The sequence below is a fragment of the Brevibacterium sp. K11IcPPYGO002 genome (assembly GCF_050920635.1).
Lineage (GTDB): Bacteria > Actinomycetota > Actinomycetes > Actinomycetales > Brevibacteriaceae > Brevibacterium.
The window spans coordinates 596,350-610,273 of record NZ_CP131929.1; the positions used below are offsets into that span (position 1 = coordinate 596,350).

Consider the following 13,924-nt stretch of genomic DNA (forward strand, 5'->3'; position numbering starts at 1 on the left):
GCGGGGTTCGCGGCCTGCGGCCTACCATGAGAACAACCGTCGCCTACCGATAGGGATCGACCACATGCCCGGCAAGTCACGTCACCAGTTCCCGGCCGTCAACGCGTTCATCGACATCATGGGGCCGCGTCACGTCCTCACCTCCGCGCGGGCGACCGCACCGTACGCCAAAGGCAACCGCTTCGGCGGCGGGAATGTGCTGGCCGTGCTGCGCCCGGGCAGCCTCGTCGACATGTGGCGGGCCCTGCAGGTCTGCGTCGACAACGACCTCATCGTCATCCCACAGTCGGCCAACACCGGACTGACCGGCGGCTCCGGGCCCGGCGCGCAGGACTACGACCGTCCGATCGTCATCATCTCGACCCTGCGGATCAACGAGATCTACCTCATCAACGACGCCCGTGAGGCGATCTGCCTGGCCGGGTCCACCCTGTACGAACTCGACGAGGCGCTCGCCCCGTTCCACCGCGAACCCCACTCGGTCATCGGCTCATCGTCGATCGGTGCCTCCGTCATCGGCGGCATCGCCAACAACTCCGGCGGCTCCCAGATCCGCAAGGGCCCGGCATTCACGAAGCACGCGATCTTCGCCCGAATCAACGAGGCGGGGCGACTCGAACTCGTCAACCACCTCGGCGTGGAGCTCGGTGACGACCCCGCCCACATCCTCGACAAACTCCAACGCGGAGACTGGGACCCCGAAGGCGTCACCCCCGCCCCGGAGGACACGACGGAGACCGAATACGGTGAGCAGGTCCGCAGGATCGTCGACTCACCGGCCCGGTTCAACGCGAACTCCGACTACCTGTACGAGGCCTCCGGTTCCGCCGGAAAGCTCATGGTCTTCGCCGTGCGCACCCGCACCTTCCCGAAGGAAGAGGGAGCGACCACGTTCTACGTCGGTACGAACTCCCCAGCCGAACTCGAAGACCTGCGACGGGCGATCCTGACCTCGGACATGCCGCTGCCGATCTCGGGCGAGTACATGGGCCGCCCCTCGTTCGACCTCGCCGAGAAGTACGGCAAGGACACGTTCGTCTCGATCAAGCACGCCGGCAGCCGCGAGCAGATCAAGCTGTTTGCGCTGAAGAACTGGGCCAACGGCGTGTTCGCGAAGCTGCCGTTCTTCGGCGAGACCGTCGCCGACACGATCGCGCAGAACGCGTTCGGCCTGCTCCCGCAGCAGCTGCCCACGCGGATGCTCGAGTACCGCGACCGCTTCGAGCATCATCTTCTCCTCGTCGTCAGTGCCGAGGAGAAAGCGCGGATGGGTGCATTCCTCGACGATTTCTTCGCCGAGGAGGCCCACCACGGTGACTATTTCGTGTGCAGTGCCGATGAGGCTCAGTCCGCGATGCTGCACCGCTTCGGCGCCGCGAGTGCTGCGACCCGGTACTTCAACCTCAACCGCGAGGACTCCTCGGACATGATCACCTTCGACGTGGCGCTGCGCCGCGATGACGAGGACTGGCTCGAGGTGCTGCCCGACGAGATCGCCGACCAGCTGCACATCAGCTCCTACTACGGGCACTTCTTCTGCCACGTCTTCCACCAGGACCATGTGGCGAAGAAGGGCGTCGACACGGTGGCGCTGAAAAAGCAGATGACCGAGCTGCTCGAAGCCCGCGGCGCCGCCGTTCCCGCCGAACACAACTACGGCAGGCTCTACCCCGTGCCGCCGAAGATGGAAGCGCACTTCAAAGACCTCGACCCGCACAACGTCTTCAACGCCGGAGTCGGCGAGACGTCTGCGAAGAAGGACTGGGCATGACGGGGCGGGGCCGATGGAGTATCTTCTCGTCCCCAGGGTCCCCGCTGCAGCGGTCAGCTCATTTCAAGTGCCGCGTGAAGAACTGGGCGGCATCCTCGCCGGCGAAATCCGGAACTCCTGTGTGCCCGCCCATATTGGCGTAGAGCGTCTTTTCCTTTGAGGCGAAGGCGTCAAAGAGTTCGAGAGCGGCCGCACGGTCATTGCCTTCGTCATCCCACTGCAGGAGGACGGGCAGCGGAATGGTCACGCGCCGGGCTTCTTCCATGGTCGACTGGGGAATGAAGCTGCCGGCGAAGAGCCCGGCTGCCGCGACCCTGGAATCGATCGCAGCCAGCCGGACGGCGATCGCAATCACTCCGCCGGAGAAGCCGACACTGTCGGCAAGGCCGGGAAGGCGCAGGAGTTCATCGAGCAGCGACTGACATTCGGGAACTGCCTGCTCGACGAGCGGCAGGATGATCTCGTCGATGAGATCAGCGGAGGGTGATTCGCCGGCGAGGATGGCAGAACGCAGCCGATTGCGTGCCTGGTCCATGCCGGGGAGGCGTGGACGCTCACCCGAACCGGGCATCTCGAGGCAAACGGAAGCGAACCCAAGTGCGGCGGTGCTGCGGGCGCGTGCCATCAGTCGCGGGTACATCCGCTCTATGCCGATGCCGCCGGGCTGACCCATGAGAATGATCGGAGCCGGCTCGGTTTCAGTTGCGGAGGACGGTGTCCAAAGAATGCCCGGAGTATCGTCGAGGCGGAATTGACGTTCGACGAATTCTCCGTCGAGGTGCTGTTCGGAGGTGAAATGCATGGTCGTGCCTTTCGGGAGCGCGATGAAGGATCGGCGCTCCCGGACGACTCATCGTCCGACCGTGACTCCGCAGGGGAGCACCCTTGTTACTGCAATCACGGGTACCACCTCCTCGGTCTCTTTCACGGAGTCTCAAGAGTAGCAGGGGCGACGTAGCGGAATGTCACACCGCAGACAGCGAAACTCCCCAGCGGACCGGGGTGTTCTGGCGCCATCAATGATGGACGCCCAAACACCGACCCTCAAGCACCGAGCCTCAAGCGTTGAGTCGAATCAGTCCTCGTCGTCGATCTCATCGGCAGCGGCCGCCTCGGCGCGGGCCTGCTTGATCTTGCGCACCCGGGAGATCGTCATAATGGTCAATGCGAGGATGAAGCCGAACGCTGCACTGATCGCAATGGTGTACGCACTGGTGGGGGCGCCGAAGGTTGCGCTTGCTCCCATGCCGGCATCGATGAGCGGGTAGCCGTTGCTTATATGAAAGACGATTGCACCGACCCAAACGATGGCGAACAGGGCGCCGACGATATTGCCGACGATCAGTCGCCTCGGCGAGACGCGAGCCATAGACATGGAGAAGTCCACATTCTCACGCTGGCAGTATGCAGAGATGACGATGCTGGTCACCATGGAGCCGAAGACGATGAGCACACTCCACATTCCCGCGCCGAAGACGGCAAAGATGAGTGCAAGCGCGAAGAACACGTAGGTGGAGACGACGGCCCCCAAGGTATACGCCCGCAGAATGACGTCGCGTTCGCGTTCGTCTCCCATCGAGGGGTCGTCGAAGCCGGCGATTCGGTCGGCAAAGGCGTTGGGGCGGTTCTTGTTGTCGCTGATGTTGTTCATGACGATTCCTCCTGGAGTGAGAAGATCTCTTCGACTGTCGTGTCTAAGGCTCGGGCGATGCGCAGCGCCAGATACACGCTGGGGGCGTAGTCGCCGCGCTCGGTCGCGATGATCGTCTGCCGCGACACCCCGGTGAGCTGTGCCAGCTGCGCCTGCGTCAGCCCCGCAGCCTTGCGAACCTGCTTGAGGTTCGAGGTCTGAACTTCCATGCCGTTCCTTGATGTCAACTTCTCTTTACATGAAAAGTAAAACATGCTTGACATCAGGATGTCAATGATCTTTGACATCACCGAGGCGGCCCTGCCGTTCCGTGGCCCCGCGGGGCCACGTTTGGGCCGCTGGGGCTGGGCTGAGCGGTCGCGCCGCCATCCCCTCCGTGCATCACCTCCCGCAAACGCGAAAACACCCCGCCGCAACGGGGTGTTTGCTCGCTATGGGTGATGGATGCGCAGCCAGTGGCGCGAAGAGAGACCAACGCGAGAGTGTGACACTAACGGTGACGGATGCTCGCCGAGGCGCGCGAGACAGCGATCGCGCAAGCGCTCGCCCCACCGCTGACTTACCCCTCCACAACTCGCTCGCGCCGGCGGTCCTTCTCCAGCCGCGCCTCGTGGCTCGAGCGCGAAGGGTTGAGCAGCTTGAGCAGCGACAGCGCGATGATCGCCCCCAGCACAGCGCAGCCGGCGGGCAGGAGCATCGCGGTCTTCGCGTCGAAGGCGTCGATGATGTTGCCGGCGACGGCCGATCCGAAGGCGACGCCGAAGCCCAGCGAGGTGCCCAGCCAGGCGAACGCCTCGGTGAGCCTGCGCGGGGGAGCGAGCTGCTCGATGACGGAGTTCGCGCCGATGAGGCTCGGTGCGATCGCCGATCCGACGAGGATGAGGATGATGCCGTAGGTGACCATCGAATTCGCCAGAAGCATCAGACAGGCACCCACGGCCAGACCGGCCACGGCCGTGCCGTAGCGATGGTGGACTGCCGAATTCCAGTTCCTCGCCCCATACAGTGCGCCGGAGATGAGCGATCCCAGCGCCAGGCACGACAGCAGCACACCGGCCGTGGACTTCACGCCGAGTTCGTCGGCGAAGGCGACGGCGATGACGTCGATGGCACCGAAGTTCACGCCGAGGAAGATGTTGACGATGATGATCGCAAAGATGCCCGGGTTCGAGAACACGTGGCCCTTCGCGTCGGTGGTCCGCTCCACCGGCGGGGGCTCGGTTGACTTCTGGATGTAGAGCAGCAGTGAGCCGACGCCGACGGTGATCATCGAGAGGATGATACCGGCCGGCGGCCACACGGCCGTCGCGAGCACCGTGGCCAGCACCGGCCCGGAGACGAACATCAGCTCATCGGCGACCGATTCCCATGAGAACGCGGTCTGCAGCTTCTTCGGGGTGTCGACGATATGCGACCAGCGTGAGCGCACCAGCGAACCGACGGAGCCGACGGTGGCGCCGCCGATGCCGGCGAAGACGAAGACGAATCCCGTCCACCATTCCTCGTACACGGAGACGATGAGCAGGGCCAACGCGATGAGGTGGGTGATGACGATGGGCACCATGACCTTCGCCTGGCCGAGGCGGTCGACCAGGCGAGCGATCCCGGGGCCGGCAAGTGCCTGGACGATCATGTACACGGCGGAGACGATGCCCGCCATGCCGTACGACCCGGTCACGCCCTGGATGAAGAGGACGATGCCCAGCCCCAGCACCGCGATGGGCATCCGGGCGACGAGACCGGCCAAGGAGAACTTGAGAGCACCGGGAAGCGACAGAATTTCCCGATAGTTATTGAACACCAGGAAAGTCTATCCAGCCCTGACCCGACCGACCATGTCGAGCCCGCGGAATTGCTGGTGACTCCCCTCACCTCGGCGCCGGGATCATCCGTGGGTAACGAACGGATATCGGTCCCGGTCATCCCGGTCGGAGCCGAGTATCACAACGTCTGACAAGGCAGAACACCTCGCCGAGGCGGCCCTGCCCTCCCGTTCGCCCGCGCGCTTTCGCGCGGGGTGCGCCGCGCGGCTGAGAATTGGGTCACCTCGGTCGCTATACAATGGGCGGGATTGCCCAATGACCCCGGCGCCCGGCGCCGACCGCTCAAACCCCGGAGTGCCGATGACGGACAACACCACTTTCGACGATCTCTTCGACCACCAGAATGAGGAACAGCAGCGCCCACGCAAGAAGAAGCGCGTGTGGCGGAAGGTCCTCGTCGCCCTGCTGATCATCGTCATCCTCGGCGTGCTCGGCATCGGACTCTACGTCTGGAGCGTCGGCCGGTCGTTCGACAAGAACGCGAACCAGCTCAACGATGAGCAGGTCTTCGGCAAGGACAGCGCCGGCGGCAAGGAGGGCGACGGCACGAACATCCTGCTGCTGGGCTCGGATGAGCCGATGGACAATGTCGACGTCAACGATTCGCGCGGGCTGCGCTCGGACACGATCATGGTCATGCATCTGCCCGAGTCGGGCGGCAACGTCCAGATCATGTCGATCCCGCGTGACACCTACGTCGACATCGAGGGCCACGGCAAGGCGAAGATCAACGCGGCCCTGTCCTACGGCGGTCTGCCGCTGGCCGTGTCGACGGTCTCGGACTTCATCGGCACCGACCTCGATCACGTGGCGATCATCGATTTCGAGGGGTTCAAGGCTCTGACCGACAGCCTCGGCGGGGTGACCGTGAATTCCGAGCAGGCGTTCGAGAAGAACGGCTACACGTTCACCAAGGGCGAGAACGTCCTCAACGGCGATGAAGCGCTGACCTTCGTGCGCGAGCGCAAGCAGTTCCAGGACGGCGACTTCCAGCGTGCGCGCAATCAGCAGGCGTTCATCCGCGGGCTGACGAACGAGATGATCTCGGCCGATACTCTGTCGAACCCGAAGAAGATCCAGGACATGGTCAAGAACTTCGCGCCGTACATGTACGTCGACTCGGGCCTGGACGCGAAGTACATCTCCTCGACCGCGTTCAATATGCGTGATGTCCGCCCCGGTGACATCGAGTTCTTCACCGCCCCCGTGGCCGGCGTCGGCACCTCCCCGGACGGTCAGTCGATCGTCAACGTCGACGAGGAGGAGCTGAAGAAGGTCCAGGACGCGTTCAAGAACGACACCGTGGCCGACTACGTGCAGAACGCCCCGGAGGCCCACCTCTAGAACCTCGCCGAGGCGGCCCATTCCCGGCCGTCCCTCGCCGAGGCGGCCGACCGCAGCCGCAGCCGCGGACGCCCAGCGTCGCTGAGTCACGCACCGAGCCCCGCACCAGGAATTCCTGGTGCGGGGCTCGATGAGTCTGCGGCTCCATGGGTCTGCGGCTCGAGGGCCGGAGTTTCAGTCCTCGAAGTTGACCGTGTGCACCGCGTTGGGTGTGCCCCATTCGTCGTCAGGACGGACGACGGCCTCGGTGGGCATCCCAAGCCACATCTCTCGCCGGGCATCCCTCGGCTTCATGCGCAAGCGCCCCGTTCCGGAACAGCCCGGAGCGGGGCGCTTGGACTGTCGAAGGTTGTTCCGGCTGGGCGGTCGACTCAGTGATGCGGTGATTCGCAGGGCTGACCACCCAGTCCGACGGCTTACTCGGCGAGGCTGAATCCACCGGTCCAGCTGATCTTCTCCGCACCGGCAAGGGTCAGCTGCAGGAAGCCGAGAGCCTCGAGTTCGTGTGCGCGCTTGAGCGAGCCTGCGTCGACGGCGTCGAGGCCGCCGGCGTTGACGCCCTCGATGAGCGTCTTCTTTGCGTTCTCGTCGTCACCGGCGACGAGAACTGTGGTTGAGAGGTCACCGACCGTGCCGGTGCTCAGGGTGGCGGCGAAGTTCGTGTTGAAGGCCTTGACGACGGACGAGTCCGGCAGCTTGGCCTGGATCTCCGCGGTCGCCGAGGATCCGGCTGGAACGACGAGCTCGTCGAAGGTCTCGAAGTTGAGCGGGTTGGTGATGTCGACGACGATCTTGCCGGCCAGCGCCTCGCGGTGATTGCCGATGACCTCGTCGATGGCAGGGTAGGGCAGGGCGAAGATGACGACGTCTCCGGTGATGGAGGCGGTTGCGGCCTCGGCGTGGGAGATGTTGACGGTGGTGGCTCCGCCCTTGCCGAGGACCTCGGCGATGGCGGTTCCCATGTTGCCGGTTCCGAAGATGGTGTATGTGTTCATAGTGCCTGTCTCCTTGTGGGTTGCGCGGTGCGATTCTGTGTGGGCGGGGCTGACGTCTCGCCCGAAGAGCTTCTTGATCAGTGCGTTGAGCATGCTTCGACTGTATATCAATACAGTTGAAAGTTCAACTATTCTGATTCAGAATGGTCGCGGAGACTCGGCCACCGGCTGTCGTTCGCCTGGCCTGGATCGAATCAGTCCTCGAAGTTGACCTTGTGCACCGCGTTGGGAGTGCCCCACTCGTCGTCGGGATTGACGACGGCCTCGGTGGGCATCCCAAGCCACATCTTCTCGCCGGTGACGGTGTTCTCGTAGTCGACGTAGGTTGTGCCGGCGGCCCCCTCTGAGCCGACGCGGGTCCAGTGGGTGGCTTCGTCGTCGCTGTGGGCCTTGAGCTTCTCGGCGACCTGGGATGAAGAGAATGCCTCCACTCGGTCGGTATCGCCTTGTCCCCAGGCTCGGACGAGCTCGTCGGCGTAGGTGACCGGATCGGTCGGATAGTACACGGACTGCGTGCCGACGTCGGAGTCAGTGGACTGGCTGGATGAGTCGGCCGGAGACGCGTCGGCGGCCATGGCCGGTCCTGTGGCGAGCCCGAGGCCGGCGAGTCCGACGACGGTGGCGATTCCGATGGCTGCTGTGCGGTTGCGAATGGTGGACGTCATTGTGTCGATCCCTTCTGCTGTTCTGCCGCCTCTGCGAGTTGACCGCGAGGTCATTTCGGGGCGGCGTGTCATCTGACGCAGAACAGTATTGCGATCGAATATGAGGCCGCGACAACAGAGACTGAAAGCCGACTTGGAGCCGATTACGGCCGGAACACAGGAACATTGCGGCTGTGCGGCGGTCGTTGTTACATGGTGAGTGCTCGACCGGTGAAGATAAGAAGTCTTGCAGATGAACCTTGTGGTCAGGGCTCTATGTGGGCACTGCGGCCGGCGCAGCTCGCAGGCCCGGCGCGGTGGTGGCCGGCGCGGCCATCCGGCTGGTGGCGCGCGTTTGTGCAACAGTTCTGCTTGAGCAGCGATACGCGATCGTGACCCGCGCACTTGCCCGCACGAAGTTGCTCTCCCGCATCCGTGCTCGCTCCCGCGCACTTGCCCACACACGGAATCCCGCGCGCACGAACCTGTGCTCCCGCATCCGCGTGTTCGAAGTGTGGGCGCAGCGAATCAGATCCCTATGCTCACACTTCGAACACGCGGAAGCAGGCGTTGAGAGGCGACGCTGCGGGACTCGCCGCCTGAGCGCACCTCCGCAGCAACGCGCAGTCCCTTACTCCAGCACCCCGTTGACGAGAGTTCGGGCGTCGTGCTGGACCTGGCGCAGGTGGTCCTCGTCGCGCAGGGACTCGGCGTAGATCTTGTAGACGTCTTCGGTGCCCGACGGCCGCACGGCGAACCATGCGTTGTCCGTGGTGACCTTCAGTCCGCCGATCGGGGCGTTGTTGCCCGGCGCCGAGGTGAGCACCGCCTTCACGGGTTCACCGCCGACGGTCTTCGCGCCCACCTGAGAGGCATCCAGTGACCCCAGTCGTTCTTTCTGTGCGCGTGTCGCCGGGGCATCCTGGCGGGCGTAGGAGCTGGTGCCGTGATTCGCGGCCAGTCCCGCATAGCGCTGCGAGGGAGTCTGTCCGGTCTTCGCAGTCATCTCGGCCGCGAGGAGGGCGAGGATGATGCCGTCCTTGTCCGTCGACCACACCTTGCCGTCCCGACGCAGGAACGATGCGCCGGCCGATTCTTCACCTCCGAAAGCCAGGGTCGAGTCGAGCAGGCCAGGGACGAACCATTTGAAGCCGACGGGAACTTCGAAGAGGGTGCGGTTGTGGGCCGCGACGATGCGGTCGACGATCGACGAGGTGACCAGGGTCTTGCCGATCCCGGCGCCGGTCGGCCAGTTGGTGCGGGAGTCGAGCAGATAGTCGATGGCCGCGGCCAGATAGTGGTTGGGGTTCATCAGGCCCGCATCGGGGGTGACGATGCCATGGCGGTCGGCGTCGGCGTCGTTGCCTGTGGCGATGTCGAAGTCATTGCGTGAGGCGATGAGGCCGGCCATCGCATAGGGGGAGGAGCAGTCCATACGGATGTTCTCGTCCCAGTCCAGGGTCATGAATGACCAGGTGGGGTCGACGTCCGGGTGGACGACGTCGAGGTTGAGGTCGTAGTCCTCGGCAATCGCCGCCCAATAGTCGACGCTGGCTCCGCCGAGCGGGTCGGCGCCGATCTTCAGCCCCGAGGAACGGATGACATCGAAGTCGATGACCGACTCGAGGTCGTCGACGTAGTTCGAGACGTAGTCGAAGTTCTCGGTGTTCTCCAGGTGGAATGCCCGCTGGAAAGGGGTGCGCGGGATCTTCTCCCACCCCTCGGCCAGATACCGGTTCGCGCGTTCGGCGATCCAGGTCGTCGTCTCGGTGCCGGCGGGTCCGCCGTGCGGTGGGTTGTACTTGATGCCGCCATCGGCGGGCGGATTGTGGCTGGGAGTGACGATGATGCCGTCGGCCTGCGCCTCATCGCGTGACTTCCCGGCGTTGAAGCCGAGGATCGCGTGGGAGACGGCAGGGGTCGGGGTGAAGCCGTCACGTTCGTCGATGAGCGCAGGAACCTCGGCGGCGGCGAGCACCTCGAGGACGGTGAGGAATGCGGGCTCACTCAGTGCGTGAGTGTCACGGCCGAGGAAGATCGGTCCGCGAATTCCTTTGTCTCGGCGGAAGTCGACGATGGCCGCGGTGATGGCCGCGATGTGCGCCTCGTTGAAGGAACGGTTGAAGCTCGAACCGCGGTGGCCTGAGGTCCCGAAGCTCACTGCTTGCGAAGGCACCGAAGGGTCGGGAACCAAGTCGTGATAGGAATCGAGAAGGGCAGGGACGTCGACGAGATCCTTGTCCTGGGCCAACTGGCCGGCGCGTGTTGTCATTCTTCTACCTTGCCAAATCCGGGCCACCCGTCACAGTTGTGTCCACGGAGTTCTTGCATCGTGGACTCTGCAGGCACGACGGATCGGATTTCCATGACCGAGCCCGCGCTGCCGCAGACTCAGTCCGGCGGCTCCACGGAGTCGTCGTCCTCTTCCTTCGTGTCTCCACCGCTGATATCCCGCTCCTTGTCGGGGGAGTAGGCCCCTTCGGCTTTGGCCTGGGCTTCCTCAGGGTCCCGATCGATCGGGACATCGTGCTCGGCGGCGATGCGCTCGAGCCTGTCTTCAGGAGTCTGGGAACTGCCTTCGGCATCCGTATCGGGGCCGACTCCGACGGTCGAGCTCTCGATCTCCTGCTCGTCTTCGGTCTGCTGTTCTGCTGCGTTCTCCGGCAGGTTCTTCTTCTCGTCACTCATGACTTCTGCTCCCTTCGGAGTTGAACACGCTCACGCCGTTCGACGGAGGATTGAGGATCACAAGAGGTGCGGGAGTGATCCGTGGTCTCGACGGTAGACCTATCGTGGGAGCGGAGCAAGGGGGCTCATTTTCGCGGCTCATCCGTAGTGCAACCCACCGGCTCGTCACGGAAGCAGAGCGCTAAGACTGCCGACCGACAATCTCGGCGATCATCACTGGCCAGAGGCCTGTGCAAGAGGAAATCCCTGAGATAGAGTGAAATCACTCCGCGGACAGGCGCCCAGCGGCCTGGTCCACGCCAACCCGCACGATTGGGACGAGGATCAGTGATGGTCGGGCCCGACGAGAAATCGGTCAGACAGCGAGCCTCCACCGGCGGCCTGCCCTCCGACCGTTTCATCGACTCGACTTTGGCCGACATCCACGCGCGTTATCGGGGGCTCGACGACGGTGAGGTCGCTGACTACATTCCGATCCTCGCCGAGGCGGATCCCCGATGGTTCGGGCTCAGTCTCATTGAGTCGGCCGGGACCGTGCACGAGGCCGGAGATGTCGACATCGAGTTCTCCATCCAATCCATCTCCAAGGCCTTCGTCTTTGCACTGGTCTGTCAGGCCCGCAGCTCCGAACTCGTCCACGAACGCGTCGGCGTCAACAACACCGGGCTCGCCTTCAACTCGGTGATGGCGATCGAACTCAACGACGGCAAACCGTTGAACTCGATGGTCAACGCCGGCGCCATCGCCACGACCGCGCTGATGCCCGGGGCCACCTCGGCGGAGAAATGGGAGAACATCCGCTCCGGGCTCTCCCGCTTCGCCGGGCGGCCGCTTCGCCTCGACGGTCGGGTGTACGAATCGGAGATGCAGACGAATCAGCGCAACAAGGCCCTGGCCCGGCTGCTCGAAAGCTATGGGCGGATCATCACAGATCCGCTCGACACCGTCGACATCTACACCCGGCAGTGCTCGCTGCTGGTCACCGCGCACGACCTCGCGGTGATGGGCGCCACGCTCGCCGACGGTGGGATCAATCCGCTGACCGGCCGGCAGGTCGTCTCCGCCGAGGTGGCCCGTGACACGCTCGCGCTGCTCGCCTCGTGCGGAATGTATGAGAACAGCGGCGAATGGCTCTTCGAGATCGGGCTGCCCGCCAAATCCGGGGTCTCCGGCGGCATCGTCGCCATCGCCCCGGGAAAGGGTGCGCTGGGTACCTTTTCACCGAGGTTGGACTCCGCGGGCAACAGCGTGCGCGGTCAGCGCGTGTGCTTCCACATCTCCCGGGTCCTGGGCATGAACCTCTTCGCATCGAACGCTGCTGTCGACCGCCGACGGAAAGGACAATGATGAGTGCCGAAACCGCATCGAACGACGTCGCCGACGAGCGCCGGTCGTGGGCGCCGATGATCGGGCTCTTCCTCGCCCAGGTCCTCATGTCGTTCAACGTCGCCGCCCTGCCGATCTCGCTCGGCGGAATGGTCGACGACTTCGGTGTGCCGCCCACGGTCGCCTCATCGACGATCGTCGTCTACGGCCTCGCGGTGGCCGCGCTCGTGATGACGGGCGCGAAGCTGGGTCAGCGGATCGGGTGGGTGCTCATCTTCCGCGTCGTCCTCGTCGTCTTCGCGGCCTCCTCGCTGCTCATGATCTTCTCCCGCACCGTGACCTGGGTCATCGCCGGTCAGCTGCTCGCCGGTGCGGCCGCCGCGATCATCGTGCCCGCCCTCGTCGCGCTCATTGCGGAGAACTACCGCGGCGCGCAGCAGGCGGCTGCGGTCGGGTCTCTCGGTTCGGCGCGGGCTTTCTCCGGGATGAGCGCGTTCCTCATCGGCGGTACCTTAGGCACGCTGGTGGGGTGGCGACCGATCTTCTTCATCACGCTGGGCCTGGCCGTCATCGTCTTCGCGCTGACGTTCACGCTGAAGTCGGACAAGGGGGACGCGTCGATTCGGATCGACCTCGTCGCCTCGGCGCTCATCGGTGCTGCGGTCGTGCTGCTGACGTTGGGGTTCAACAACCTCAATGGGTGGGGGATCATCCGCGCCGAGGATGGGGCACCGTTCTCGATCGCCGGGCTGTCACCGGCGCCGGTGTTCATCGTCGTCGGCGTGGTCCTCGGGCAGCTGTTCTTCATCTGGACGAAGCGCCGGAAGGCGGCAGGCAAGGTGCCTCTCGTCGACATCAGCGTGCTCGGCCGGCCGAGTGAGCGCGCAGCGGTCTATGCGATGTTCGTCATCGTCGCCATGGAGGCGGCGGTGAACTTCACCGTGCCCACCTACATACAGGTCGTGCAGGGACGGACCCCGTTCGACACCTCGTTGGCGATGCTGCCGTTCAACCTCACGGTCTTCGTCACCGCGACCCTCATCGTCCGCTTCTACAAACGCTATTCCCCGAGGACGATCGCGCTGTTCTCCTTCGGACTGACGACGGCGGCGCTCGTCTGGCTGGCGTTCGTCGTGACGAACAACTGGGAGACTCTGCCGACGATCCTCGGCCTCATCGTCTTCGGCGTCGGGCAGGGTGCGCTGGTGACGCTGGTCTTCAATGTCCTGGTCACGGCAGCGCCGAAGCATCTGGCCGGTGATGTCGGGTCGATCCGCGGCACCGCGCAGAACCTCGCCTCGGCCGTCGGCACTGCGGTGATGGGGGCGCTGCTGGTCACGGTGCTCTCGGCCGGTCTGGCCTCAGCTGCCGACGATCATCCCGAACTGCCGCCGGAACTCGTCGAGCAGGTCGACCTCGACAATGCGAACTTCGTGAGCAATGACGAACTGCGCGACGTCCTCGCAGGCACGACGGCGACGCCGGAGCAGGTCGAGCATGCCGTCGAGCTGAATTCTCAGCAGCGGCTGCGTACGCTCAAGCTCGGCTTCCTCGTCCTCGCCGGCATCAGTCTGATCGCGGCGGTGCCGGCTTCCCGGCTGCCGAAGTACCGACCGGATGAGATCCCGGACCCCGCCGAGGCGGCTGCCTCCGGTTCGGGTACAGAGCCTTCAAAGGACTGA

General features: G+C 64.5%; 12 protein-coding genes. 4 read left to right on the top strand and 8 right to left on the bottom strand.

Annotated features, from left to right (window positions below; all coding sequences use genetic code 11):
- Positions 1-64 precede the first annotated feature (64 nt).
- The gene (gene dld, locus QYM46_RS02695; protein ID WP_432790746.1) at positions 65-1,771 is read left to right on the top strand and encodes a D-lactate dehydrogenase; all 1,707 of its coding nucleotides are present in this window, start codon (positions 65-67) and stop codon (positions 1,769-1,771) included.
- 58 nt (positions 1,772-1,829) lie between these two features.
- On the opposite strand, the gene QYM46_RS02700 is transcribed toward dld, so the two are convergent.
- The 4 genes from QYM46_RS02700 to QYM46_RS02715 all read right to left on the bottom strand — a co-directional run bounded on the left by QYM46_RS02700 (position 1,830) and on the right by QYM46_RS02715 (position 5,223).
- Positions 1,830-2,573, bottom strand: coding sequence for an alpha/beta hydrolase (locus tag QYM46_RS02700; RefSeq protein ID WP_432790747.1), 744 nt, complete (start codon positions 2,571-2,573; stop codon positions 1,830-1,832).
- A gap of 273 nt (positions 2,574-2,846) precedes the next feature.
- Positions 2,847-3,422, bottom strand: coding sequence for a hypothetical protein (locus QYM46_RS02705; protein ID WP_432790748.1), 576 nt, complete (start codon positions 3,420-3,422; stop codon positions 2,847-2,849).
- A complete protein-coding gene (locus QYM46_RS02710) occupies positions 3,419-3,631 on the bottom strand; it encodes a helix-turn-helix transcriptional regulator (RefSeq protein WP_432790749.1) in 213 nt (70 codons plus the stop codon). Before QYM46_RS02710 ends, QYM46_RS02705 begins: the two co-directional genes overlap by 4 nt.
- Positions 3,632-3,981: 350 nt before the next feature.
- Positions 3,982-5,223: an MFS transporter gene (locus tag QYM46_RS02715; RefSeq protein ID WP_432790750.1), complete on the bottom strand. Its 1,242-nt coding sequence runs from the start codon at positions 5,221-5,223 to the stop codon at positions 3,982-3,984.
- A 322-nt stretch (positions 5,224-5,545) separates the two neighbouring features.
- On the opposite strand from QYM46_RS02715, the gene QYM46_RS02720 reads away from it, so the two are divergent.
- Complete coding sequence (locus tag QYM46_RS02720) at positions 5,546-6,589, top strand: LCP family protein (protein ID WP_169251243.1); 1,044 nt, start codon at positions 5,546-5,548, stop codon at positions 6,587-6,589.
- Positions 6,590-7,005: 416 nt separating this feature from the next.
- Here QYM46_RS02720 and QYM46_RS02725 read toward each other — a convergent pair whose 3' ends face one another.
- The 4 genes from QYM46_RS02725 to QYM46_RS02740 all read right to left on the bottom strand — a co-directional run bounded on the left by QYM46_RS02725 (position 7,006) and on the right by QYM46_RS02740 (position 10,916).
- A complete protein-coding gene (locus QYM46_RS02725) occupies positions 7,006-7,584 on the bottom strand; it encodes an NADPH-dependent F420 reductase (protein WP_432790751.1) in 579 nt (192 codons plus the stop codon).
- A gap of 194 nt (positions 7,585-7,778) precedes the next feature.
- Positions 7,779-8,249 (bottom strand): hypothetical protein, encoded by a 471-nt coding sequence (locus QYM46_RS02730; RefSeq protein WP_432790752.1) that lies wholly within the window; start codon positions 8,247-8,249, stop codon positions 7,779-7,781.
- Positions 8,250-8,859: 610 nt separating this feature from the next.
- A complete protein-coding gene (gene pgm / locus QYM46_RS02735) occupies positions 8,860-10,500 on the bottom strand; it encodes a phosphoglucomutase (alpha-D-glucose-1,6-bisphosphate-dependent) (protein ID WP_432790753.1) in 1,641 nt (546 codons plus the stop codon).
- 119 nt (positions 10,501-10,619) lie between these two features.
- Positions 10,620-10,916: a hypothetical protein gene (locus QYM46_RS02740; protein WP_432790754.1), complete on the bottom strand. Its 297-nt coding sequence runs from the start codon at positions 10,914-10,916 to the stop codon at positions 10,620-10,622.
- Positions 10,917-11,246: 330 nt separating this feature from the next.
- Between QYM46_RS02740 and glsA the strand changes: the two genes are divergently transcribed.
- Together glsA and QYM46_RS02750 are read left to right on the top strand one after the other, a co-directional pair.
- Positions 11,247-12,263, top strand: a complete 1,017-nt coding sequence (gene glsA, locus QYM46_RS02745; protein ID WP_432790755.1) for a glutaminase A — start codon at positions 11,247-11,249, stop codon at positions 12,261-12,263.
- Positions 12,263-13,924 carry an MFS transporter gene (locus QYM46_RS02750; protein ID WP_432790756.1) on the top strand — a complete coding sequence of 554 codons (1,662 nt, stop codon included), beginning with the start codon at positions 12,263-12,265 and terminating at the stop codon, positions 13,922-13,924. The genes glsA and QYM46_RS02750 overlap by 1 nt, the downstream gene beginning before the upstream one ends.

Excerpts from the sequence above, each read along its gene's own strand:
- dld (WP_432790746.1), top strand. The coding sequence starts at position 65 with ATGCCCGGCAAGTCACGTCACCAGTTCCCGGCCGTCAACGCGTTCATC.
- QYM46_RS02700 (WP_432790747.1), bottom strand. The coding sequence starts at position 2,573 with ATGCATTTCACCTCCGAACAGCACCTCGACGGAGAATTCGTCGAACGT.
- QYM46_RS02705 (WP_432790748.1), bottom strand. The coding sequence starts at position 3,422 with ATGAACAACATCAGCGACAACAAGAACCGCCCCAACGCCTTTGCCGAC.
- QYM46_RS02710 (WP_432790749.1), bottom strand. The coding sequence starts at position 3,631 with ATGGAAGTTCAGACCTCGAACCTCAAGCAGGTTCGCAAGGCTGCGGGG.
- QYM46_RS02720 (WP_169251243.1), top strand. The coding sequence starts at position 5,546 with ATGACGGACAACACCACTTTCGACGATCTCTTCGACCACCAGAATGAG.
- QYM46_RS02725 (WP_432790751.1), bottom strand. The coding sequence starts at position 7,584 with ATGAACACATACACCATCTTCGGAACCGGCAACATGGGAACCGCCATC.
- QYM46_RS02730 (WP_432790752.1), bottom strand. The coding sequence starts at position 8,249 with ATGACGTCCACCATTCGCAACCGCACAGCAGCCATCGGAATCGCCACC.
- pgm (WP_432790753.1), bottom strand. The coding sequence starts at position 10,500 with ATGACAACACGCGCCGGCCAGTTGGCCCAGGACAAGGATCTCGTCGAC.
- QYM46_RS02740 (WP_432790754.1), bottom strand. The coding sequence starts at position 10,916 with ATGAGTGACGAGAAGAAGAACCTGCCGGAGAACGCAGCAGAACAGCAG.
- glsA (WP_432790755.1), top strand. The coding sequence starts at position 11,247 with ATGGTCGGGCCCGACGAGAAATCGGTCAGACAGCGAGCCTCCACCGGC.
- QYM46_RS02750 (WP_432790756.1), top strand. The coding sequence starts at position 12,263 with ATGAGTGCCGAAACCGCATCGAACGACGTCGCCGACGAGCGCCGGTCG.